We start from the raw sequence: 21,630 nt of genomic DNA, 5'->3' as shown, positions 1-21,630 counted from the left end.
GGCGGGTGAGTTAGCTCTTTTCGGGAGCCATGTCGGTCGATAGCTGAAACGGCGTCAGCGTAATGACCGCATTGTTGGCCGCGCCTGCATGGTCGACATACCTATGATCTTTTTGCAACGCATAAAAGCTGTCGATGTAGTCATCGTTGTTCTTGAACCATGCACTCGGCATTGCCCGCACGAGGGTTTCCGCGATGGTTGCAACGATCGCTGCTTCGGGCTTGAGGACGGCCGTGATCCCTGCGACTGCGCCGGCTAGCGCCGTGGCAAGATCCTTGTAGTTGGTGTCGTCGTCGTGCTCGTAGAGCACGATGTTGGCGGCGCCGAAGCGATAGTCGGACCAGTCGATCAAGATTTGAGTTGGGCCATAGGTGTGATTCTCTTGGGAGAGGTACGGCATGTCGACGATTTCGAGTTGCGCTTTCGGCTGAGTGGGAGGCAGGCCGGAAATCACCGCATACACCTCGGCGGCGCCGGAAATCCATGGTTCCTGGTCGTCCCTCAGCCGAATCCTTTCGAGCTTGGCGGTATCGAGCCGCTCGCTGGTTGCGCTTCGCTGCCGTGCGAGCGCGCGCGCTCACATCAGCGCCTTGGTGAAAACCTTGCTTGTGCAGCAGCCGATTGGCGACCCCCACGCCTGCGCGCATGTCTTTTTGTATAAAGCGAAATTGCCAAAATTGGTAGGATTTTTATGCCTATTAATTTATTTCAGGAGGAGCGGCGCCAACCCGCACTTGAGCGTGCACTGCGCGTGGCTGGCCGGGATGCGGTGCATCCCAGGCTCAGGCCTTCCTATAGCAGGATGGTGGGTCGAGGTGAACGAATTGCTATCGACAGACGCTTGCCGCGGCGCGGTCGAGCGCCGCCAAATGCAGCGCGTCGAATCGAGCGTTTGTCGCGATACGCCCGACGGCTCTCGCAATTTGGGTTTTGCAGTCGTTGGCGCGGCGCAGCGAATCCGCGGAAGCCAGATCTTGCGAAATATCGGTTTGCAGTCTAAGTAGGCACACAGCGGAGGCGGAGCATAGCCCGTCACGCGATTTGCTTCAACGATCATTGTTGTGTATCATTACACAATGAATAGTGCGCACCTCATCAGACTACTGACCTCGGACGGCTGGCGACTTGCGCATACGGTCGGTTCGCACCATCAGTTCAAGCATCCGATCAAAAGAGGCAAAGTCACCGTGCCGCATCCGAAGAAGGACCTCCCGATCGGGACGGTGCGCAACATCTTGAAGCAAGCGGGCCTGAAAGACTCGTAACCCCCATCAGAACTGAAAGGAGCGTCCAATGCTCTATCCACTGTATGTACATATCGGCGATGCGAAACATGCGCACGGCGTCTCGTTTCCGGATTTCCCCGGATGTTTCGCCGCGGCCGACGAGTGGGAGGACCTGCCGCGCGCCGTTCAAGAAGCGGTCGAGGCGCATTTCGCGGACGGCGATGAAATGGTGCCGGAGCCGACGCCGCTCGAGCAACTCGTCCCTAACCCCGAGTACAACGGTGGTGTGTGGATGCTGTTCGACGTGGATCTCTCTCGCATCAATTCCAGAGCGATTCGGCTCAATATCAGCCTGCCGGAAAGGCTCGTTCAACAGATCGACGAGGCGGCACGCGTGCGCAGAATGTCCCGCTCGGCGTTTCTCGCGTTGGCGGCCGAGCATGAAATGGCCGGTCATTGAGCCTGGCCCCGCTGCTTCGCAGGGGCGCTGCTTCGTTGCGAAAAGGACTGGCCTAGCCACGGGAAGCGCGGCTGCGTTGGCCGCCAACCGATCCTTCAGCGTGGCGAACGCGCGGCGGCGTAACCATCCGTGCTCGACGCGCCCGCTTGCGCTTGCCCAAGCGCTTCCAGCGCGAGCCCCTTCGTTTCGATGCCCATCGCCGCCACTGCGATCGCGGCCAGCGCGAACGAACACGCACCGAGCGTGAACACGCCGCTTTGCCCGAAGGTCGGCAACACGAGGCCGACCACGTACGGTCCGATCAACGAGCCGACGCGCCCGACGGCCGAGGCGAATCCCGCGCCCGTCGCGCGCGCGCCGGTGCCGTAAAGTTCGGGCGTGTAGGTATAGAGCGCAGCCCACATTCCGAACAAAAAGAACTGCATGGCGAGGCCCGCGCAAATGACGAGCGCCACGCTGCCGCCGTGCAGTGCCGTTTGCCCGTAGAGATAGGCCATTGCCGCGCCGCCCGTGAGCGAGGCGACGCAAGTGGGTTTGCGTCCCCATCGCTCGACGAGCCATGCCGCGCAGAGAAACCCAGGGATGCCGGCCAGCGAAATCCAAACGGTATAGAGCACGGACTTCGCGACGGCAAAGCCTGCCTGCTGCATCAACGCGCCGAGCCACGAGGTCAATCCGTAAAAACCGAGCAGCGCGAAGAACCATAGCGTCCACACCATGATGGTTCGCCCACGGTAGACGCCGCTCCAGATTTCGCGGAAAGCGCCGCGCGAACGAAGAGCGCTCTGCATATCGATATCCACGGCAGGCGGCGGCAACTCGGAGCGCCCGGTGGCTCGCATGACTTTCGCTTCGACGAGCGACAGCACCGAATCGGCTTCGCGCATTCGTCCGCGATGTTCGAGCCAACGCGGCGATTCGGGCACGATGCGGCGCACGATCAGCACGAAGACGGCGGGAACGGCCAGCAACGCAAAGACGCTGCGCCAACCGAAGGCCGGCAGAACCCAATATGAGACGATGCCCGACGTGATGAATCCGAGCGGCCAAAAGCCGTCCATCAGCGCGATCAGCCGGCCGCGCGAGGCCGTGGGAACGAACTCTGACAGCAACGCCTGGGCAACGGGGAATTCCATGCCCATTCCTACGCCAAGCAGGACGCGGTAGCCGATCAGCGCCTCGACGCTGTGGGCCGTGGAGCACAGATACGAGGCCACCCCCCAAAGGACCATGCTCCATTGAAACACCGGCCGCCGGCCGAAGCGGTCGGCGAGCAATCCCGCCACCGCCGCGCCCGCGACCATGCCGAAGAAACTCGCGCTCGCGACGAGCCCGGCCGTGGCGGTCGTCAACCCGAATTCGGTCTTGATGGAACCGAGGACGAATGTCATCGTGCCGAGATCGACGGAGTCGAAGAAAAAGGCGAGGGCGATGACGATGAACAGCAAACGGTGATACGAGGAGAAGGGCAGACGTTCGAGTCGTGCTGCAGCGTGCGCGTGAGACGACGGCGAAGGAACGGCGTTTGGCATGGCTGGCTCCGAGTGAAGCACTTGCGTCGATGGGTGGCTGGTGCGATGGCGCACATCGACGAGTAAATGACGTCATTAATCGGCCACATAGAAGAAAAGCGGCGGGCGAGTGGAACGAGTACGCCATCGCCGCTTATGGCACTGGTCGTGCTTTAGCGATGCGGCCGTGCAAAGCGTTGGCAAGCGCGTGGCCGAGGGTGCATCGTCGTGGAGCAGCGATGCACGACATTGGCGTGCCTGCGCCGGCTCTGCACCGTTTCGAAGCGCATCGGAGCGAGCCTAGGCGCGACGCGGGAACGGGCGGTCACCGAAGAACCTCATCAGAACATCCGCCCTTGGGCGAAAAACAAAGTGCACATGCGTCGACATATTGCGGGACTGTATGGACTTCTATTCATCTTCAACATTGCCGTTTGGGCGTGGGCGTTCGCCGCGCTCGGGAGCGTCCCCACGTTGATGGGCATGGCCGTGCTGGCGTACTCCTTCGGCGTGCGCCATGCGCTGGACGCCGATCACATCGCGGCGATCGACAACGTCACGCGAAAGATGATGCACGCCGGCAAGCGGCCGCTGACGATCGGCTTGATGTTTTCGCTCGGACACTCGACGGTGGTCGTGCTGGCGACGGCTTTCATTGCGACGGCGGCGGCGGAACTGAATTCGCGAATCGACTTGTTCAAGACGATAGGAGCGGTGGTTGGCGGGCTATTCTCTTCGTTCTTCTTGCTCACTATCGCGATGACGAACTTGCGCGTGCTCTTATCCGTGTCGCGGACATATGCTCGCCTCAGGGGCGCGAAAGGAGCATCGCATCCGGACAGGCTTGAACAATTTGCCACTCGCGGCCCGCTATCGCGGCTCTTGGCTCCCGCGCTTGGAAGGACGACGAAGAGTTGGCACATGTACCTGCTAGGGTTCCTGTTCGGACTCGGCTTCGATACAGCGACAGAGGTGGGGTTGCTCGGATTGTCGGCGGGACGTGTGGCGCACGGCATGCCACTCGCCGATGCGTTGATTTTTCCTTCGCTGTTCACTGCGGGTATGACGCTCGTCGATACGACGGACGGATTGCTGATGATCGGTGCGTACGGGTGGGCGCTCGTCGATTTCAGGCGCAAGCTTCGCTATGACATGACTGTGACGGCGTTGTCCGTGGGCATTGCCGTCGTCGTCGGGAGCGTCGAAGCGATGCGATTGCTAGGCGATTCGCTCGATTTGACAGGCGGGGTTTGGCAATCCGTGCGACGCGTCTCCGATGACTCTAGCCTTACCGGAGCCGCCATCGTCTGCCTGTTTGCGCTGGTTTGGGGCGGCGCCGCGATGAGGGGGCGCCGACGACGAACGAAGGTGCGTCTCGGATGAGGCGGAGGAACGCTGTGCGCTCTGCCCGATTCCGGAAGCAGTCGAAATGGTGCGTTGCAGCATGTCGGATGCGAGTGAGGACGGGCATGCGATTGCGAACCCGGGCATACCCGGTCATACTGCTTCGCAATAAGTCCTTGGAGAATGCCGTGAACCTCGTGTCGATGCGGAAACTGCTCGCGCAGCGGGCGCCTTCCTCGAACGCGTTGCCGGCCATTACGCGGTCAGTCGCGCGATCCTCTTTGCCAGTCGCGCTCGAGACACTCACGGCCCCGAAAGCGATGCCGACATCGCAGTGATTCTGCCAGGTGAGCACAGCAAGCGGATACCTGTCGCGCTCGTTATGGCCGGCATGGCGTTCGACGTGCTATTGGAAACCGGCGTATTGATTGAAGCTTTGCCGCTTTGGGAAGACGAGATGCAGCACCCCGAACTCTTCAGCAATCCGGCGCTGATCGAAAACATTCACCGCGAGGGCATTCCGCTAGGAGTATGACGGCGGAAGACTATATCGCCAAGGCGGGTCGTGCGCTTTAATTTGTCACGCCTGCAGCCGAGCACTTAATCGACGCGTCCCCCGCCGCCTGCTTTTCCCCACGCGCGGCGGCTCCATTCGCCACGTAGTACGGCACCTCCACGCGCGGAAGCGGCGCACGGCCGCGAATACGATCGGCGATCTTCTCGGCCAGCATGATCGTCGGCGCGTTCAGATTGCCCGTCGTGATGCGCGGCATGATCGACGCATCCACCACGCGCAACCCTTCCAAGCCGTGCACGCGGCCTTCGGCATCGACCACCGACATATCGTCGTACCCCATCGCACACGAACAAGACGGATGATAGGCCGTCTCGGCATGCGCACGAACGTAGGCATCGAGCTCGGCATTCGTCTTCAGCTCGGCGCCCGGACTGAGCTCACGGCCTCGATACCGATCGAGCGCGCGCTGCGCGATGATTTCCCGCGTGATGCGAATACCGTCGCGAAATTCGCGCCAATCCAGAGGATCGGCCATGTAGTTGAACAAAATGCTCGGATGCACGCGCGGATCGCGTGAGCGCAGTTTGATTCGCCCGCGGCTGGGTGAGCGCATCGATCCCATATGCGCTTGAAACCCATGCATCTCGATTGCGTTCGAGCCGTTGTAATTGATCGCGATCGGCAAGAAATGGTACTGAATGTTGGGCCAAGGATCGTCGTCGCGCGTACGGATGAAGCCGCCGGCTTCGAATTGATTGCTCGCGCCGATGCCTGTGCCCTTGAGCAGCCATTCCAATCCGATCGCCGGCTGGTTGTACCACTTCAGCGCGGGGTAGAGCGAGACCGGCTCCTTGCACTCGTACTGCATGTACATCTCAAGGTGATCTTGCAAGTTGCGGCCGACGCCGGGCAGGTCGAGCACCACGGGGATGTCGAGTTCGCGCAGCCACTCGCCCGGACCTACTCCCGAGCGCTGCAGCAATTGGGGCGATGCGATGGCGCCCGAGCAAACGAGCACTTCGCGGCGCGCGTAGGCCGTTACCGATGTGTCGCGATGAAGATAGGCCACGCCGTTCGCCCGCTTGCCGGCAAACAACACCCGATCGGTTTGCGCGTGCGTGACGATCGTCAGATTCGGCCTTTGCCGCGCCTGGTCCAAATAGCCGCGCGCCGTGCTGGCGCGGCGGCCCTGCGCGGTCACCGTGCGATCCATCGGGCCGAAGCCTTCTTGCCGATAACCGTTGAGATCGTCCGTGCGCGCGTAGCCTGCCTGCACGCCGGCTTCGACCATCGCACCGAACAAGGGATTGTTGCCGGGTTTGCTCGTCGTCACGTGCACGGGACCGTCGCCGCCGTGATAGTCGTTCGCGCCGATGTCGCGTGTTTCGGCCTTCTTGAAATAAGGCAGGCAATCGAGGTAGCTCCAGTTCTCGAGCCCCTTGTTCTGCGCCCAGCCGTCGTAGTCGAGCGCATTGCCGCGGATGTAGCACATGCCGTTGATGAGCGACGAACCGCCGAGCCCTTTGCCGCGCCCGCACTCCATGCGGCGGTTGTCCATGTAGGGCTCGGGTTCGGTTTCGTACGCCCAGTTGTAGCGGCGGCCTTGAAGCGGATAGGCGAGCGCCGCCGGCATCTGCGTGCGGAAGTCGAAGCGATAGTCGGGGCCGCCGGCTTCGAGCAGCAGGACAGTGACGCCGGCGTCCTCGGTCAGGCGCGTCGCGAGGACATTGCCCGCCGAGCCGGCGCCGACGATGATGTAGTCGTATTCGTTCGCACTCACGAGCGCTCTCCTTCAGAACACGGGCCGATACGGGCCGAGTTCGACCTGTACCGATTTGATCTGCGTGTAGTGCTCGAGCGTGGTGATGCCGTTCTCGCGGCCCACACCCGATTGCTTGTAGCCGCCCACCGGCATTTCGGCGGGGGATTCGCCCCATGTGTTGATCCAGCAGATGCCGGCTTCGAGACGGTGAATCGTGCGGTGCGCGCGCGACAGATTCTCGGTGACCACGCCGGCCGCCAAGCCGTAATGCGTGGCATTGGCGCGCGAGATGGCTTCGTTTTCGTCGTCGAATTCGAGCAGGCACATGACCGGGCCGAAGATCTCTTCGCGCACGATGCGCATGTCGTCGCGGCAATCGGCGAACACCGTGGGCGCCACGTATTGGCCGCGCGCGAACTCGCCGTCCGCGAGGCGTGCGCCGCCGATGACGAGGCGTGCGCCTTCCTGCTTGCCGCTTTCGATATAGCCGAGCACCTTGTCGAGCTGCGCGGCGCTCGCGAGCGGGCCGAAATTCGTCTCGGGATCGGAGGGCTTGCCGATGCGTATGCGTTTGACGCGTTCGGCGACGAGCGCTTCGAACTTCGCCTTCACCGAGCGGTGCACGAATACGCGCGTACCGTTCGTGCAGACTTGGCCCGCGCTGAAGAAGTTGGCCGTGACGGCGATGTCCGCCGCGCGTTCCAGATCGGCATCGTCGAATACGATCAGCGGCGACTTACCGCCGAGTTCCATCGTGACTTCCTTCAGCGACGACGCGCCCGCGAGCGACATCACCTTCTTACCCGTTTCCACGCCGCCGGTGAACGACACCTTGGCGATCGCCGGATGCTCGGCCAGCATCGCGCCTACAGCGCCATTGCCTTGCACGACGTTGAAGACGCCGGGGGGTAGGCCCGCCTCGCTGTAGATTTCAGCTAGCTTGAGCGCCGACAAGGGGGTGATTTCGCTCGGCTTGAAGATCATCGCGTTGCCGGCGGCGAGGGCAGGGGCCGACTTCCAGCAAGCTATTTGAATGGGATAGTTCCACGCGCCGATGCCCGCGCACACGCCCAGCGGCTCGCGGCGCGTATAGACGAAGGAATCCTCGCGCAGGGGGATTTGGCGGCCTTCGAGCGTGGTGGCGAGGCCTGCGTAATACTCGATGACGTCGGCGCCCGTGACGATGTCGACCGCTCGCGTTTCGGCAATCGGCTTGCCCGTGTCGCGCATTTCCAGTTCTGCGAGCTCGTCGTTGCGCGCGCGCAGCAGCTCCACGGCGCGACGCAAAATGCGTGAGCGCGCCATCGCGCCCAGCGCCGCCCATTCGCGCTGTCCTTCGAGCGCCGAGGCGACGGCGCGTTGAACATCGCCCTCGCTGGCCTGTTGGACCGTGGCCAGGCGCTCGCCGGTCGCCGGATCGAACGTGTCGAAGGTGATGCCGGACGTGGCGTCGACGTACGCGCCGCCGATATAGAGACGCTGCGGACCGTAGACGGTGGACAGGGTCATCGAACTCTCCATGAATCTCGTCAGTCTTTCGAAGGCTTCCACGATAGGCGTTTTGCGCCCGGCGCTCAATCGATATGGCGGGCGTTGCACACCGGGTGTCGGGTTCTAGCAAACCCTTGTCGCGTTTTGGACGGTTATGAGCCAGCGGGGCGGTCGCGCGGCGTGGACGCTTTCCCTTGTCGCCCTCGAACAAGCGCGCGTCGCCTTTTGTACGACCCTGGGCCCCGGTTGCGGACTACGCTGCAGGCAGCAGCGGGCGCGAGGCGCAAGCCCCTTCGACGAGGGGGCGCCTCGTCCCGCATCGAGGATCGCCGTTCAGCGATCGAGACGAAAGGAGACGCATACGATGAGCAGCAACCGAGGAGTCGTGTATCAGGGCGCGGGCAAGGTGCAGGTGCAGTCGATCGACTATCCGAAAATGGTCGATCCGAGCGGGCGCTCGATCCAGCACGGCGTGATTCTCAAGGTGGTCAGCACCAACATTTGCGGCTCCGACCAGCACATGGTGCGCGGGCGCACGACCGCGCCGGAAGGCCTCGTGCTGGGCCACGAAATTACGGGCGAAGTCGTCGAAATAGGACGCGACGTCGAAACGCTCAAGCTCGGCGATCTCGTCTCCGTTCCGTTCAACGTTGCATGCGGCCGTTGCCCGATGTGCAAGGATCAGCATACGGGCGTCTGCTTGAACGTGAACAGCTCGCGCGCCGGCGGCGCGTATGGCTACGTCGACATGGGCGGCTGGATCGGCGGCCAGGCCGAATACGTGCTCGTGCCTTATGCCGACTTCAATCTCCTGAAGTTTCCCGATCGCGACCAGGCACTGGCGAAGATCCGCGACCTGACCTGTCTATCCGATATTTTGCCGACCGGCTATCACGGTGCGGTCACCGCCGGCGTCAAACCGGGCTCGACCGTCTATATCGCCGGTGCGGGCCCCGTCGGCATGGCGGCCGCCGCGTCGGCACGCCTGCTGGGCGCCGCCGTGACGATCGTCGGCGACATGAACGAAGCGCGTCTCGCCCACGCGAAGGCGATGGGCTTCGAAACGGTGAACCTGTCGCTCGATGTTTCGCTCGGCGAACAGATCGAGCAGATCCTCGGCAAGCCCGAGGTCGATTGCGCGGTGGACTGCGTCGGTTTCGAAGCGCACGGCCACGGCAACGCCCACACGCAGGAAGCGCCGGCCACGGTGCTCAATTCGTTGATGGAAATCACGCGTGCGGCCGGCGCAATCGGCATTCCGGGGCTGTACGTGACCGACGATCCGGGCTCATCGGACGCCGCCGCGCGGCGCGGAAGCCTGAGCCTGCGGCTGGGTCTGGGCTGGGCGAAGTCGCACTCGTTCCATACGGGCCAAACGCCGGTGATGAAGTACAACCGCAACTTGATGCAGGCGATCCTCTGGGACAAGCTGCCGATCGCGAAGATCGTCAACGTGACCGTGATTTCGCTCGATCAGGCGCCGGAGGGCTACCGCGAATTCGACGGCGGCGCGCCGCGCAAGTTCGTCATCGACCCGCACGGCATGCTCAAGGCGGCCTAGTCTTTCGTCCTTGTGCATGGACGAGCCGCGCGAACCGCACCCCTAGGTGCGGTTCAATGCGCGCGACAGTGCCTTGATCGATCGTTCAATATCGGGTTCGTCGATACACCCGAACCCGAACGCGAGGCCCGTACCCGCGGTCGGTTCTCGCTCAACGAGAAAATCGCCGACCGGTTGCGCGCCGATCGCGTGCTGCAGGGCCAGAGAGACGACGCGGCGGGCTTGTCGGCGATCTTGATACCGCGCGTACAAGTGGATTCCCGCGTGGGGCGACACTGCGGTGAGCCATGCGCCGAGGTCGCGTTCGATCGCCTGTAGCAACGTATCGCGCCGGCTGGCGTAGCGTTTGCGCATGGCGCGCGCATGCCGCGCGAGGTGGCCGTCGAGAATGAAGCGGGCCAAGGCTTCCTGCAGCGCGGCATTGCCGCCGTTGTCGGCGGTCCGTTTCGCAGCGGCTAGCGCGCCGGTCAGCCAAGGCGGCGCCACGACGTAACCTAGCCGCAAGGACGGGAACATACTCTTCGAAAACGTCCCTACATAAACGACCTTTTCATCGCGGTCTAGCGTTTGCAATGCGTCGAGCGGGTGTGCGCCGTAGCGAAACTCGCCATCGTAGTCATCCTCGACGATGACGGACCCATTGCGCCGCGCGAACTCGAGCAGCGCCTGCCGGCGCGCAAGCGACATTGCCACGCCCGTCGGAAATTGATGCGAGGGCGTCACGCAGACGAGGCGCACATCGGAAGGCAGCATCTCGACGATGAGGCCTTCGCCGTCCACCGGTATCGGCACGAGCTGTGCGCCGGCGGCGAGCAGCGCGGCGCGCAGCGGCGGATACCCGGGGTTTTCGACCGCCACCTTCGTGCGTCCGCTTTTGACGAGGACGCGCGAAAGCAAGTCGAAGGCCTGCTGCGCCCCCGACGTCACGACCACATCGTCCTCGGAACAGACGACGGCCCGGGAATACGCGACGTGCTGAGCGATCGCGGCGCGCAACAGCGGGCGCCCCTCGGCGGGCGGATAGTCGAAGGCATCCGGCAGCGCAAGGCTCGCGCAGCGCAGCAGCAGCCGCCGCCACACATCGGACGGAAACCGTCGGTGATCGGGCACCCCCAATGCGAAGCCTCGCGATGTCGGTGAGGCGCGGTGGATTGCGCCTGGCGAGTTAGGTAGTCCTGCGTGCCACTCGCCGGAAGGCGCCGCCGCGAGCCGAACTGGGCGACCGCGTCCGCCCGCGTTTCGCGAAAGCGTCGATTCAGCGACTTCGGCAGCCGCGCCCGGGCGCGTCACGATGAAGCCCTCCGCCATCAGCAGATCGTAGGCGGCGATGACGGTATTACGTGCGATGCCGTACGCCTCGGCCACGCGACGCGTCGAAGGCAATCGCGCGCCTGCGCGAAGGCGCTGTTCGACGATCGCTGCCCGCAAGCGCTGATGAAGCCAATGAGCGAGGGGCGTTTTTCCGCGCTTGTCGGGTTCCAGGGGAAACTCAAAAACTGGTTCCATCGGTGAGTCACGAACTGGATCAAATTAGGACCCAGTGTAGCGCTAAAGTGCTTCCATGAAACCGGCGCTGTCGTCGCCGAAAAAAGGAGCCCTTGCCATGAGTCTCATCGAGTCGCTACCGCCCGCATCGCCTATTCAATACCTCCCGGCCCGCATTGCCCGCGGGCTCGACACTCCTTGGATCCCGGAGTCGCCGGTCAAATCGTGGAAGCCGCTGCGCTTTTTCGCCGATGGTCGCGGCTTCGTGGAACTAATGCGCATGAGCCCCGGGGCGATCATGCCGCTGCATCGGCATACGGGCGAGATCCATGCGTTCAATCTGGAGGGCGAGCGCGAGCTTTGCACGGGCGAGCGCATCGGCCCCGGGGATTATGTCTACGAGCCGCCCGGCAATACGGATTGGTGGAAGGTGGTGGGCGAGGTACCGCTGGTCGTCCTCGTGGTGGTCCACGGCACGGTCGAATTCATCGGCGCGGACGGCGGCGTGCGACATCGCGCGTCGGCTACGACGCAGCAAGCCGTCTATCGCGAGTACTGCGAAGCCAATGGACTGAAGGCGCTCGATTTGATCGATTGATCGAACGACTGATCGAGTGCAAGCGCGGCGCGCATCGCGCGCCGCGCCCTTCATTGCGCGCTTACTCGCGCCGATTCGGCCTGATAGAGCGCGACCTCCTCGCTCAATGCTCGCGCCGCCGCCGGGCGAGCGAAGACGCGCTTATAGAGCGCGAGCGCGGCCGGCCACTTCGCGAGATCGACATCGCAGTAGCGCGCCCAGTTCAACACCACGCCGAGATAGATGTCGGCCACGCTGAAGCCGTCGAGCAGCCAATCGCGTTCGGCCAAATGCGTTTGCAGCGTGTCCATGCGCAGCGCGACATGCTCCCGAGCATAGTGTTTGACGTCGTCGCTTGCCGTGGGCGTCAGCAGAGGCACGAACAGCGCCTTGTGCAGCTCCGTACTGATGAATCCTAGCCACTGATGCAGGCGAGCGCGTTCGAATCCGCCAACCGGGGCGAGCTTGGCCGACGGAAGTTGGTCCGCCACGTACGGCAGGATCGCCGTGTTTTCGGTCAATAGCTCGCCGTCGTCCGTGCGAAGCACCGGCACCTGCCCGATCGGGTTGATCTCGAAGAAATCGCCGTCGGTCGTCACGCGCTTACGCTTCGTATCCACCTGGACATAGGTCGCTTCGTAGCCGGCCTCGTAGAACGCGATGCGCGTCGCGAGCGAGCAGGCGAGCGGCGAAAAGTACAGTTCCATGTCTCGATCCTCTTCTTGGTAGGTTTTTGTACTATAGTGAACAAAAATGCATTGCGTCAATTATTTTTATTCATGTCAGTACAAAATAAACATGGACGAGCAAGAGCAAGGAAAGCGTGCGCGTGGTCGGCCGCGCGCATACGACGCCGACGAGGCGCTCGCACGGGCGCGCGACACGTTCTGGCAGAGCGGCTATAGCGCAACGACGCTCGACGAGTTGAGCGCCGCCACGGGCATGAACCGGCCGAGCCTCTACGGGGCATTCGGCGATAAGCACGCGTTGTATCTCGCGACGCTCGAGCGCTACGTCGACGTCAACGTGGTCGCGATGAACGAAGCGCTGAGCGATGAGCGGCCGCTCGAGGAAGCGTTGATGCGCGTGTACGACCTTGCGCTCGGGCTCTACCTTAAATCGGGCGATGCGCCGAAGGGGTGCTTCCTCATCGGCACGGCGGCGGTCGAGGCGGTCAACGACGAGTCAGTGCGCACGATCCTCGGGAAGGGATTGCAGGCGTTCGACCGCTCGTTCGAAGCACGCCTCGCCCGCGCCCAGCGCAGCGGCGAATTGAATCCCGACGCGGACTGCGCCGCGCTTGCCAAGGTTGCCTCGGCGATCATGCATTCCTTGGCGGTGCGCTCTCGCGCGGGCGACAAGCGCGCCGCGTTGCGCGCGACGGCTCAAGCAGGCGTGGCGATGATATGCGCCGCCGGCGGCGCGTGAGCGCGCCGCTATCGCAGCAAGGCGGCGCCGGCCTCGGCCACCTGCGCGTCCTCATGCGATTGCATGCCGGATACACCGATCGCACCCACGAGGCGGCCGTCGACGAAGAGCGGCAAGCCGCCGTCGAGCGGCGTCAGATTCGTCATGCCCAGCAGGCGCAGGTGCAAGCCGCCTTCGGCCAGTGCGTCCTCGAATCGCTTCGTGGGCCGGCGAAAGCGGACTGCCGTTTCGGCCTTTTGGCGCGCGACTTCGATGCTGCCCAATTGGGCTTGATCCAGGCGCACATGCAGCACGAGATTCCCGCCGCTGTCGACAATCGCGATCACCATCGGCCAGCCGTGCCGCTCAGCCTCGCGCTGCGCGGCATGAGCTACGCGTTGCGCGCTTTCGAGCGTGATCGGGGCGCCGTAGGGTAGGGGAGAGACGGGTTGGGCTTGGTCGTTCATGTCGATTTTCTCGAGTCGGAAATGGGAGCGGTTCGTCGCCGCGCATAGAATGTAGGACCTCGGCCGCTTCGCGTGTAGTGGTCGCGACCGAGAGCCATTCTTCCGAAAAGCGAGAGAATCGACATGAGGGCGAACGAGGACTACGCAGTGCTGCTGGCCGTGGTCGACCACGGCAGTCTGACCGCCGCGGCCGCCGCGCTGGGGCGTTCGCTGCAATCGGTCAGCCGGGCGCTCGCCTCGATGGAGCGGGAGTTGAACGTATCGCTGTTCAACAGAACGACGCGCCGTGTCTACCCAACCCCCGCATGCCTTTCGTTCATCGAGAGAATCCGGCCCGCCGTGCAGGAGATCGTGGCCGCACGCGATGCGCTCGTCGACCAAGCACAGCAGTTGCGCGGTGCGATTCGGCTGGCGGCGCCGACCTGGTTCGGAACGCAGTACGCCGTGCCCGCTGTCGCCGAATTCATGCGGCTGCATAGCGGCGTCAGCATCGAACTCGTGCTGTCGGAGCGGCACGTCGACTTAGCCGGCGAGGCCATCGACGTTTCCCTTCGCCTCGGTGCGTTGCCGCCCTCCGACCTCAAGGCCAAGCGCATCGGTGTACTGCGACGCGTGATATTCGGCGCGCCCAGCTACTTTTCCGCGCGCGGCTATCCGCAAGTGCCTGGGGATCTCGCGCACCATGAGTGCCTGTTGCGCAAGAGCGCCGACGAGGAGGCATGGTTGTTCGGACCGGATGGCCAAACGGTGCGCGTGAAGGGGCGATTTCGCTCGAGTCACGCACAAGCGTGCAACCTCGCGGCCGTCGCGGGGCTTGGCGTGGCGCGGGCGCCGCTATGGCAGGTTCAGGACTACGTCACCGACGGAAGCATCGAACTCGTATTGACGGCGTTCGAACCGGAAGCCGCGCCTGTCCACCTGGTTTGGCCGGCAGGGAAGGCGTTGCCTAAGCGCGTGCGCTCGCTCGTGGATTTTCTCGCGGAACGGATCGGCGCGCAGACGCGTTAAGCTGCGGGCCAATCCCACAATCATTGCACCACGCGCTGCGCCAACCGCATGTCGGGGCGCCAGCCAAGTTCGCGCTTGGCTTTCTCGCTCGTCACTTCCGCACTGTCTTCCGCAATGTTGAAGGCGCCGCCGCGCGAGCGTTGCGCGGCAAGCAGCGCGGCCCAGGCCGCGGCCTCCACGTGCAGCGGGCTTGCGCCTTGCGGCGCGTCCCTGCCGGTGCCGGGCCCGTAGAGGCTTCCATAGCGCAGCACGGCGCCCACGCCGCCCGTTTGGTTCAGGCTCAATACCGTGCGTTCCAGCGCCGCGACGCCGTTGACGGTGATGGCCCGCGCGCCTTCGGCCGCCGTATCGAGCGGGTGCGACTCGTCATAAGGCGTAGCGCCGGGGGCATAAGCCCATGCGATGCTCTGGGCCACGATCCGTTCGCAACCGGCGGCACGCGCGGCGGCAACGAGATTGGCCGTGCCTTCCGTGCGAATGCGGGCGTTGCGCGCGACGGCGTCGGCCATGCGCGCGGGATCCAGCCCGGGCGGCAGATCGGTCAGTTGATGAATGACGATCGTCGGCGCAACGCGTTCGATCGCGTCGGCAAGCGTGGCGCGATCGAACATGTCGACGAGAATCGGATGCGCGCCCGCGGCGCGGATGCTGTCCGTGCGCTCGATGTGCCGGGTCGTGCCGTAGACCTCGTAACCCGATTCGACGAGCAGTGGCGTCAATGCCGCACCGACAGCGCCGGCCGCGCCGGCCAAAAAGACTTTTCCGTTCATGATGGGGTTCCTCCGCGATCGATGAGCGTCAGTTTGGCGGTACCATGCACCAACGAAAAGGACCAAAAGTGCATAAAATGACTAGACCATCGAAACGAGCCGAAGCCGACGAACCTGGAAACGCGCATGGCCGAGCCCTTGCGTCGATCGCTCAAATGGATCGGATCGATCGACGCAAGCGTGCGCCGCTTGGCCGGCAAATCTATGAGCGCGTACGCAAGGCGATCGATACGGGCATACTCGCACCGGGTGCGCGCGTGGCGTCGGCGCGTGCCCTCGCCAGCGAATTGGGTGTGGCGCGCGGCACGGTCGAAGCGGCCTATCAGCGGCTGGCTGGGGAGGGTTATCTCTTGGCGCGCGGTCCGGCCGGGACGATCGTCTCGCCGAATCTGCCGCATGCGCCGCGCGCAGGCCGGGTGGAGGCGCCGGCCGGATCGGCCGGCACGGGCCGGCTTGCGCCCATCGACAAGCCGGCCGCGAAGTCGGCGACGCCTGCGCCGATGCCGTTGCAGCTCGGCATTCCCGCCCTGGATGCATTCCCGCGCAAGCTGTGGTCGAGGCTCGCGGCGCGCCGTGTGCGTATGACGCTGCCCGCGGATTTGAGCTACGGCGATCCTTGCGGCGAGCCCGCGCTCAGGCAGGCGATCGCCGCCTACCTGCACGTGTCGCGAGGCGTCGCATGCGACGCCGAGCAAGTCTTCGTCACGGCGGGCTATCGTGCTTCGCTTGCCTTGGCCGCTGGCGTGTTGCTTGAACGCGGCGATTCGGTCTGGATCGAAGACCCTTGCTACCCGCCCACCCGAGCGGTGCTCGAGCAGGCGTCGCTGATCCCTACGCCTATTCCCGTCGATGACGAGGGGATCGCGGTGGCCGAAGGCGAGCGCTGGGCCCCTCGTGCGCGGATGGCGGTGGTCACACCGTCGCATCAAGCGCCGCTATGTGTGTCGATGACGGTGGCGCGCAGATTGGCGCTGCTCGACTGGGCGTCGCGCGCGAACGCTTGGGTGTTCGAGGACGACTACGACGGCGAGTTTCACTACGCGGGCCCGACGCTGCCGGCGCTCAAGAGTCTCGATGCGGATGACCGCGTGATCTATGCCGGAAGCTTTTCGAAGGCATTGTTTCCGTCGCTGTCGCTCGGGTATCTGGTCGTGCCGAACGCTGTCGCGGCGCGCTTCGCGAAGGCGATGGAAGCGGGCCCGAGCCGCAGCCCGCGCTTGGAGCAAATGACAGTGGCCGACTTCTTGACGGGCGGCCATTTCGCGCGGCACTTGAAGAAGATGCGATTGCTGTACAGCCGTCGCCGCGCGTGGTTTGCCGACGCGCTGCACGAGGTCTTCGGCGACCGCGTGCAGGTCGATCAGACGCGCGGCGGCATGCATCTCGTCGTGCGCGTGCGAGCGAAAGCCGGAGATCGTACGCTGGCGCGCCGTGCCCAACGAGAGGGTATGAACTGTCAGCCGCTTTCCGAGCGCCACGCGAAGCCGCGCCGACGCGATCAAGCTTTGCTGATGGGGTTCACGAATGTCGCGACGGCGGGCGAGGCGAGACAGATCGCGCGCCGCTTGCGCGACGCGTTCGAGGGTGATTGATCGCGATCGATCGCGGTTCAGGCGTGAAGCGTAGGCGCGGGCACGGTACTCGCGCTAGGGCGGGCGAGCGGCGCGACTTGGTTGCGGCGCTCGCGCGTGGGCGCGGTGCCGAACGCGTCGCGGTAGCTCTTGCTGAAGTGGCACGCCGATTGGAACCCGCACGCCATCGTGATGTGCATGATCGACATGTCGGTCTGCAAGAGCAACTCGCGCGCGCGGCGCAGCCGCAGCGTGAGGTAGTAGTGCGTCGGCGTCATGCCCAGATGCTCTCTGAACAAGCGCTGCAATTGACGCTGCGACATGTTCGCGAGCCGCGCGAGTTCTTCGCGTGAAAGCGGCTCTTCGATGTTGTTTTCCATCAGCGCGATGACTTCGAACAGGGACTTGTTCGCCGAGCCCAGCCGCGCGACGAGCGGCATCCGTTGCTGGGCGCTCGTATCGCGCACGTGCTCGACGATGAACTGCTCGGCGATTTGCGTCACGCGCGGCGTGCCGATTCGCGGCGCGATCAAATGCAGCATCATGTCGAGCGGCGCCACGCCGCCCGTGCACGTGATGCGATCGCGGTCGACGACGAACAATTCCTTCAAGAAACGCGTGCCCGGGAATTCTTCCTTCAGCGCCGACATGTTCTCCCAATGAATCGCGCAAGCATAGCCGTCGAGCAAGCCGGCACGGGCGAGCGCATACGTGCCCGTGCACAAGCTGCCGAGCGCCGTGCCCATGCGCGCGAAGCGGCGCAATTCGGATAAGTGCGTGTTGGTCGTCGAATGCTGAACGTCCACGCCGCCGCACACGAAGACGACGTCGGGCTGTTGCTCGAGCGAAGAGATAGGCATCGTTTCGACGGCCAATCCGTTGCTGGCCATCACGGGGCCGCCGTCGGGGCTCACGACCGTCCAACGATAAAGCGTCTGGCCGCTCAGATAGTTCGCCATCCTCAACACTTCGACCGCGTTCGAGAACGCGATCATCGTGAAGTTCGGCAAAGTCATGAACGCGAAAGTGGAGAGCGACGCGGTGCGGTCGGGCGACATGGGGGGCGTTCCTTCGAATCCGATCTTATGCTGCCGCTGCTCGAACCTCTCACCGAGCCGGGGCGCGTTTCATTGTGGATTCCAGGGCAACAAGCATGCCATACGGCTTAACCCTAGGATGGCCTGATAAGCCAATGAATATTGCACTGCATCTGTGCGACAACGGCCCTTCCATAGGGCGAATCGGCAATGCAACGGTGCATGAATGGTGCGTTGCAGCGTAAGCCGGGCGGCACGCCGTCCCACGCGGCCGATGGTCGCGGCCCGTCCCCGGCCCTCGCATCGACAGCACTCATCCGACTTGTCCAAAACGGACGCGCGTGTCGGAAAAGGCAAAGAACGCGTCTGAATTCGTCAATCCGCCAAAAGGGCGAACGACAAGAATAGAGCCGTCGCCAACGAACGCCGGCGGCGCCCCGATGCAGCGTCGGGCGCCGGGCCCTCAATACGGATACGCCATGTCGAATACAGAGCCGTTTTTCTCGCAGACCTTAGCCGAACGCGATGCGCCGATTCGCGCCGCGGTGTTGCGGGAGCTCGAGCGTCAGCAGTCCCAGGTCGAACTGATCGCGTCGGAGAACATCGTTTCGCGCGCCGTGCTCGAAGCGCAAGGCTCTGTTCTGACGAATAAATATGCGGAAGGCTATCCGGGCAAGCGCTACTACGGCGGTTGCGAATTCGTCGATGAAGTCGAAGCGCTCGCGATCGAGCGCGTGAAGCGCCTGTTCGGCGCGCAATTCGCGAACGTCCAGCCGCACTCGGGCGCTCAAGCCAACGGGTCGGTCATGCTTGCGCTCGCCAAGCCCGGCGATACGGTGCTTGGCATGTCGCTCGACGCGGGCGGACACCTCACGCACGGCGCGAAGCCGGCCCTGTCGGGCAAGTGGTTCAACGCCGTGCAGTACGGCGTGAGCCGCGACACGATGTTGATCGACTACGACCGAATCGAAGCACTGGCCGACGAGCACCGTCCCAGCCTCATCATCGCGGGCTTTTCGGCCTACCCGCGCGCGCTCGATTTCGCGCGGTTCCGCGCTATCGCCGATCGCGTCGGCGCGAAGCTGATGGTCGACATGGCGCACATCGCGGGCATTATCGCCGCGGGCCGTCATGCGAATCCGATCGACCATGCGCACGTGGTCACCTCGACGACGCACAAGACCTTGCGCGGCCCGCGCGGCGGCTTCGTGCTGACGAACGACGAGGACATCGCCAAGAAGATCAACTCGGCCGTGTTCCCGGGCCTGCAGGGCGGCCCCCTCATGCATGTGATCGCGGGCAAGGCGGTCGCATTCGGCGAGGCGCTCGACGACGGCTTCAAGCGCTATATCGACCGCGTGCTGGCCAATGCGCAGGCACTCGGCGCCGTGCTGCGCGAAGGCGGGGTCGATCTCGTGACCGGCGGCACCGACAATCATCTGCTGCTCGTCGATCTGCGGCCGAAGGGCCTGAAAGGCACGCAGGTGGAAACCGCGCTGGAGCGCGCCGGCATCACGTGCAACAAGAACGGCATTCCGTTCGATACCGAAAAGCCGACGGTGACCTCGGGCATTCGCCTCGGCACGCCGGCAGGCACGACGCGCGGCTTCGGCGTCGAACAATTCGAGCAGATCGGGCGTTTGATCCTCGAGGTGTTCGATGCCTTGACGCGTCACCCGGAGGGCCATGCCGAGACCGAACAGCGCGTGCGCAAAGAGATCTTCGCGCTCTGCGAGCAATTTCCGATCTACTGAACGAGCGAATGCGATGCGGCCGCCTGTCGAAGCGGAAATCAGCCGGCCGATCCATACCCGATAGCGCACAGCCATAGACCAAAGCCTACGCCCGGAGCATCCCATGTCCACTTTGCACGACAACAGCATCATCATCGACGGTCTGAACATCTCCAAGTTCGAAAAACCGGTGTTCGAGGACATGCGCAAGGGCGGCATCACGGCCGCCAACTGCACGGTCTCGGTCTGGGAAAATTTCGCGAAGACTGTGGACAACATCGGCGAAATGAAAAAGCGGATTCGCGACAACAGCGAACTGCTGACGCTCGTGCGGACCACGGACGACATCTTCCGTGCGAAAAAGGAAGGCAAAACCGGGATCATCCTGGGCTTTCAAAACGCACATGCTTTCGAGGACAACCTCGGCTACATCGAAGCGTTCGCCGACATGGGCGTGCGCGTCGTTCAGCTTTGCTACAACACGCAAAACCTCGTGGGAACGGGCTGCTACGAACGTGACGGCGGCTTGTCGGATTTCGGCCGCGAAGTCATCACCGAGATGAACCGTGTCGGGATCATGGTCGACCTGTCCCACGTCGGCGGCAATACCTCGTCGGAAGCGATCGCGTTCTCGAAGAAGCCGGTCTGCTACTCGCATTGCCTGCCCTCGGGCCTCAAGGAGCATCCGCGCAACAAGAGCGACGCGCAGCTCAAGGAGATCGCCGACGCCGGCGGTTTCGTCGGCGTGACGATGTTCGCACCGTTCTTGAAGCGCGGGATCGAAGCGACGATCGACGACTACATCGAAGCCATCGACTACGTCGTGAACTTGATCGGCGAAGACGCCGTCGGCATCGGAACCGACTTCACGCAGGACTACACGAAAGAATTCTTCGACATGCTGACGCACGACAAAGGCCGTTATCGCCAGCTGACGAACTTCGGCAAGATCATCAACCCGGAAGGCATTCGCACGATCGGCGAGTTTCCGAACCTGACGGCCGCGATGCAACGCGCCGGATGGAGCGAAACGCGCATTCGCAAGATCATGGGCGAAAACTGGGTACGCGTATTCAAGGACGTGTGGGGCGCGTGACGCGCTCCCATCGCACCCCACGAGTCAACGACGCTTCAACGAGGACGAATTCATGCAACCCCAACTTCCGATCGACGTCGATGCCGAAACCGGCGTATGGACGACCGACGCGCTGGCCATGCTCTACGTGCCGCGCCACTTCTTCACGAACAATCACGTCGCGGTGGAAGAAGCGCTTGGCCGCGAGGCGTATGCCGACATTCTCTACAAGGCCGGTTACAAGTCGGCTTATCACTGGTGCGACAAGGAAGCGAAGCAGCATGGCCTCACGGGCATGGCTGTGTTCGAGCACTACCTGAAGCGCTTGTCGCAACGCGGATGGGGGCTGTTCAAGATCGCCGAGGCAGACCCGTCCACCGCACACGCGCGCATCGAACTGCGTCATTCGTCGTTCGTGCTGGCGCAGCCGGGCAAGGAAGGCAAGCTTTGCTACATGTTCGCCGGATGGTTCGCCGGGGCGATGGACTGGGTCAACGACACCGACGCGAGCGGCAAGCGCGGCCCGCGTTCGCAATCGAAAGAGGCGCAGTGCGCGGGCGAAGGCCATGAGCATTGCGTGTTCGAAGTGTCGCCGCTTGCGCAGTAAGCCTTAAAGCAATACAGCTGT

19 protein-coding genes and 2 pseudogenes are annotated in these 21,630 nt (G+C 63.6%); 12 read left to right on the top strand and 9 right to left on the bottom strand.

Features of this window, described 5'->3' with window-relative positions:
* Nucleotides 1-10: 10 nt before the first annotated feature.
* A pseudogene (locus tag ACTHNR_RS15715) lies at nt 11-547 on the bottom strand (DUF3103 family protein); the annotation flags it as partial.
* A 529-nt stretch (nt 548-1,076) separates the two neighbouring features.
* Here ACTHNR_RS15715 and ACTHNR_RS15710 point away from each other — a divergent pair.
* A complete protein-coding gene (locus tag ACTHNR_RS15710; protein ID WP_440548599.1) occupies nt 1,077-1,265 on the top strand; it encodes a type II toxin-antitoxin system HicA family toxin in 189 nt (62 codons plus the stop codon).
* Nucleotides 1,266-1,293: 28 nt separating this feature from the next.
* Nucleotides 1,294-1,686 (top strand): type II toxin-antitoxin system HicB family antitoxin, encoded by a 393-nt coding sequence (locus ACTHNR_RS15705; protein WP_440548579.1) that lies wholly within the window; start codon nt 1,294-1,296, stop codon nt 1,684-1,686.
* A gap of 95 nt (nt 1,687-1,781) precedes the next feature.
* On the opposite strand, the gene ACTHNR_RS15700 is transcribed toward ACTHNR_RS15705, so the two are convergent.
* Complete coding sequence (locus ACTHNR_RS15700) at nt 1,782-3,218, bottom strand: MFS transporter (RefSeq protein WP_440548578.1); 1,437 nt, start codon at nt 3,216-3,218, stop codon at nt 1,782-1,784.
* Between the two features lie 357 nt (nt 3,219-3,575).
* On the opposite strand from ACTHNR_RS15700, the gene ACTHNR_RS15695 reads away from it, so the two are divergent.
* Both ACTHNR_RS15695 and ACTHNR_RS15690 read left to right on the top strand, forming a co-directional pair.
* Complete coding sequence (locus tag ACTHNR_RS15695) at nt 3,576-4,580, top strand: HoxN/HupN/NixA family nickel/cobalt transporter (protein ID WP_440548577.1); 1,005 nt, start codon at nt 3,576-3,578, stop codon at nt 4,578-4,580.
* Between the two features lie 208 nt (nt 4,581-4,788).
* Nucleotides 4,789-5,076: pseudogene (locus tag ACTHNR_RS15690) on the top strand (nucleotidyltransferase family protein); the annotation flags it as partial.
* A 37-nt stretch (nt 5,077-5,113) separates the two neighbouring features.
* Here the strand turns inward: ACTHNR_RS15690 and betA are convergent.
* Nucleotides 5,114-6,838 (bottom strand): choline dehydrogenase, encoded by a 1,725-nt coding sequence (gene betA, locus ACTHNR_RS15685; RefSeq protein WP_440548576.1) that lies wholly within the window; start codon nt 6,836-6,838, stop codon nt 5,114-5,116.
* Between the two features lie 12 nt (nt 6,839-6,850).
* Nucleotides 6,851-8,329, bottom strand: coding sequence for a betaine-aldehyde dehydrogenase (gene betB, locus ACTHNR_RS15680; RefSeq protein WP_440548575.1), 1,479 nt, complete (start codon nt 8,327-8,329; stop codon nt 6,851-6,853).
* A 346-nt stretch (nt 8,330-8,675) separates the two neighbouring features.
* Between betB and fdhA the strand changes: the two genes are divergently transcribed.
* Nucleotides 8,676-9,872 (top strand): formaldehyde dehydrogenase, glutathione-independent, encoded by a 1,197-nt coding sequence (gene fdhA, locus ACTHNR_RS15675; RefSeq protein WP_440548574.1) that lies wholly within the window; start codon nt 8,676-8,678, stop codon nt 9,870-9,872.
* A gap of 42 nt (nt 9,873-9,914) precedes the next feature.
* On the opposite strand, the gene pdxR (ACTHNR_RS15670) is transcribed toward fdhA, so the two are convergent.
* Complete coding sequence (pdxR, locus tag ACTHNR_RS15670; RefSeq protein ID WP_440548573.1) at nt 9,915-11,378, bottom strand: MocR-like pyridoxine biosynthesis transcription factor PdxR; 1,464 nt, start codon at nt 11,376-11,378, stop codon at nt 9,915-9,917.
* Nucleotides 11,379-11,475: 97 nt separating this feature from the next.
* On the opposite strand from pdxR (ACTHNR_RS15670), the gene ACTHNR_RS15665 reads away from it, so the two are divergent.
* On the top strand, nt 11,476-11,955 hold the full coding sequence (locus ACTHNR_RS15665; RefSeq protein WP_440548572.1) for a cupin domain-containing protein: 480 nt from the start codon (nt 11,476-11,478) through the stop codon (nt 11,953-11,955).
* A gap of 50 nt (nt 11,956-12,005) precedes the next feature.
* On the opposite strand, the gene ACTHNR_RS15660 is transcribed toward ACTHNR_RS15665, so the two are convergent.
* The gene (locus ACTHNR_RS15660) at nt 12,006-12,641 is read right to left on the bottom strand and encodes a glutathione S-transferase C-terminal domain-containing protein (protein WP_440548571.1); all 636 of its coding nucleotides are present in this window, start codon (nt 12,639-12,641) and stop codon (nt 12,006-12,008) included.
* A gap of 91 nt (nt 12,642-12,732) precedes the next feature.
* Between ACTHNR_RS15660 and ACTHNR_RS15655 the strand changes: the two genes are divergently transcribed.
* Nucleotides 12,733-13,362, top strand: a complete 630-nt coding sequence (locus tag ACTHNR_RS15655) for a TetR/AcrR family transcriptional regulator (protein ID WP_440548570.1) — start codon at nt 12,733-12,735, stop codon at nt 13,360-13,362.
* Nucleotides 13,363-13,370: 8 nt separating this feature from the next.
* On the opposite strand, the gene ACTHNR_RS15650 is transcribed toward ACTHNR_RS15655, so the two are convergent.
* Nucleotides 13,371-13,808, bottom strand: a complete 438-nt coding sequence (locus tag ACTHNR_RS15650) for a GlcG/HbpS family heme-binding protein (RefSeq protein ID WP_440548569.1) — start codon at nt 13,806-13,808, stop codon at nt 13,371-13,373.
* Nucleotides 13,809-13,931: 123 nt separating this feature from the next.
* Here ACTHNR_RS15650 and ACTHNR_RS15645 point away from each other — a divergent pair, with 123 nt between their 5' ends.
* Nucleotides 13,932-14,816 carry a LysR family transcriptional regulator gene (locus tag ACTHNR_RS15645; protein WP_440548568.1) on the top strand — a complete coding sequence of 295 codons (885 nt, stop codon included), beginning with the start codon at nt 13,932-13,934 and terminating at the stop codon, nt 14,814-14,816.
* Nucleotides 14,817-14,836: 20 nt separating this feature from the next.
* Here the strand turns inward: ACTHNR_RS15645 and ACTHNR_RS15640 are convergent, their stop codons facing one another.
* A complete protein-coding gene (locus ACTHNR_RS15640) occupies nt 14,837-15,586 on the bottom strand; it encodes an NAD-dependent epimerase/dehydratase family protein (protein ID WP_440548567.1) in 750 nt (249 codons plus the stop codon).
* A gap of 155 nt (nt 15,587-15,741) precedes the next feature.
* On the opposite strand from ACTHNR_RS15640, the gene pdxR (ACTHNR_RS15635) reads away from it, so the two are divergent.
* The gene (gene pdxR / locus ACTHNR_RS15635) at nt 15,742-17,178 is read left to right on the top strand and encodes a MocR-like pyridoxine biosynthesis transcription factor PdxR (RefSeq protein ID WP_440548566.1); all 1,437 of its coding nucleotides are present in this window, start codon (nt 15,742-15,744) and stop codon (nt 17,176-17,178) included.
* Nucleotides 17,179-17,195: 17 nt separating this feature from the next.
* Here the strand turns inward: pdxR (ACTHNR_RS15635) and ACTHNR_RS15630 are convergent, their stop codons facing one another.
* The gene (locus ACTHNR_RS15630) at nt 17,196-18,239 is read right to left on the bottom strand and encodes a GlxA family transcriptional regulator (RefSeq protein ID WP_440548598.1); all 1,044 of its coding nucleotides are present in this window, start codon (nt 18,237-18,239) and stop codon (nt 17,196-17,198) included.
* Between the two features lie 434 nt (nt 18,240-18,673).
* Here ACTHNR_RS15630 and ACTHNR_RS15625 point away from each other — a divergent pair, with 434 nt between their 5' ends.
* From ACTHNR_RS15625 to ACTHNR_RS15615, 3 genes are all read left to right on the top strand, one after another.
* On the top strand, nt 18,674-19,948 hold the full coding sequence (locus ACTHNR_RS15625; protein ID WP_440548565.1) for a serine hydroxymethyltransferase: 1,275 nt from the start codon (nt 18,674-18,676) through the stop codon (nt 19,946-19,948).
* A gap of 103 nt (nt 19,949-20,051) precedes the next feature.
* Nucleotides 20,052-21,023 (top strand): dipeptidase, encoded by a 972-nt coding sequence (locus ACTHNR_RS15620; protein ID WP_440548564.1) that lies wholly within the window; start codon nt 20,052-20,054, stop codon nt 21,021-21,023.
* 52 nt (nt 21,024-21,075) lie between these two features.
* Nucleotides 21,076-21,609: a DUF5943 domain-containing protein gene (locus ACTHNR_RS15615; RefSeq protein WP_440548563.1), complete on the top strand. Its 534-nt coding sequence runs from the start codon at nt 21,076-21,078 to the stop codon at nt 21,607-21,609.
* The last annotated feature ends 21 nt before the right edge of the window (nt 21,610-21,630 follow it).

This window comes from Trinickia sp. (assembly GCF_051954495.1).
GTDB lineage: Bacteria > Pseudomonadota > Gammaproteobacteria > Burkholderiales > Burkholderiaceae > Trinickia.
This window is presented reverse-complemented; position numbering and strand designations above follow the sequence as displayed.

Excerpts from the sequence above, each read along its gene's own strand:
- ACTHNR_RS15710 (WP_440548599.1), top strand. The coding sequence starts at position 1,077 with ATGAATAGTGCGCACCTCATCAGACTACTGACCTCGGACGGCTGGCGA.
- ACTHNR_RS15705 (WP_440548579.1), top strand. The coding sequence starts at position 1,294 with ATGCTCTATCCACTGTATGTACATATCGGCGATGCGAAACATGCGCAC.
- ACTHNR_RS15700 (WP_440548578.1), bottom strand. The coding sequence starts at position 3,218 with ATGCCAAACGCCGTTCCTTCGCCGTCGTCTCACGCGCACGCTGCAGCA.
- ACTHNR_RS15695 (WP_440548577.1), top strand. The coding sequence starts at position 3,576 with ATGCGTCGACATATTGCGGGACTGTATGGACTTCTATTCATCTTCAAC.
- betB (WP_440548575.1), bottom strand. The coding sequence starts at position 8,329 with ATGACCCTGTCCACCGTCTACGGTCCGCAGCGTCTCTATATCGGCGGC.
- fdhA (WP_440548574.1), top strand. The coding sequence starts at position 8,676 with ATGAGCAGCAACCGAGGAGTCGTGTATCAGGGCGCGGGCAAGGTGCAG.
- pdxR (WP_440548573.1), bottom strand. The coding sequence starts at position 11,378 with ATGGAACCAGTTTTTGAGTTTCCCCTGGAACCCGACAAGCGCGGAAAA.
- ACTHNR_RS15665 (WP_440548572.1), top strand. The coding sequence starts at position 11,476 with ATGAGTCTCATCGAGTCGCTACCGCCCGCATCGCCTATTCAATACCTC.
- ACTHNR_RS15660 (WP_440548571.1), bottom strand. The coding sequence starts at position 12,641 with ATGGAACTGTACTTTTCGCCGCTCGCCTGCTCGCTCGCGACGCGCATC.
- ACTHNR_RS15655 (WP_440548570.1), top strand. The coding sequence starts at position 12,733 with ATGGACGAGCAAGAGCAAGGAAAGCGTGCGCGTGGTCGGCCGCGCGCA.
- ACTHNR_RS15650 (WP_440548569.1), bottom strand. The coding sequence starts at position 13,808 with ATGAACGACCAAGCCCAACCCGTCTCTCCCCTACCCTACGGCGCCCCG.
- ACTHNR_RS15645 (WP_440548568.1), top strand. The coding sequence starts at position 13,932 with ATGAGGGCGAACGAGGACTACGCAGTGCTGCTGGCCGTGGTCGACCAC.
- ACTHNR_RS15640 (WP_440548567.1), bottom strand. The coding sequence starts at position 15,586 with ATGAACGGAAAAGTCTTTTTGGCCGGCGCGGCCGGCGCTGTCGGTGCG.
- pdxR (WP_440548566.1), top strand. The coding sequence starts at position 15,742 with ATGGATCGGATCGATCGACGCAAGCGTGCGCCGCTTGGCCGGCAAATC.
- ACTHNR_RS15625 (WP_440548565.1), top strand. The coding sequence starts at position 18,674 with ATGTCGAATACAGAGCCGTTTTTCTCGCAGACCTTAGCCGAACGCGAT.
- ACTHNR_RS15620 (WP_440548564.1), top strand. The coding sequence starts at position 20,052 with ATGTCCACTTTGCACGACAACAGCATCATCATCGACGGTCTGAACATC.
- ACTHNR_RS15615 (WP_440548563.1), top strand. The coding sequence starts at position 21,076 with ATGCAACCCCAACTTCCGATCGACGTCGATGCCGAAACCGGCGTATGG.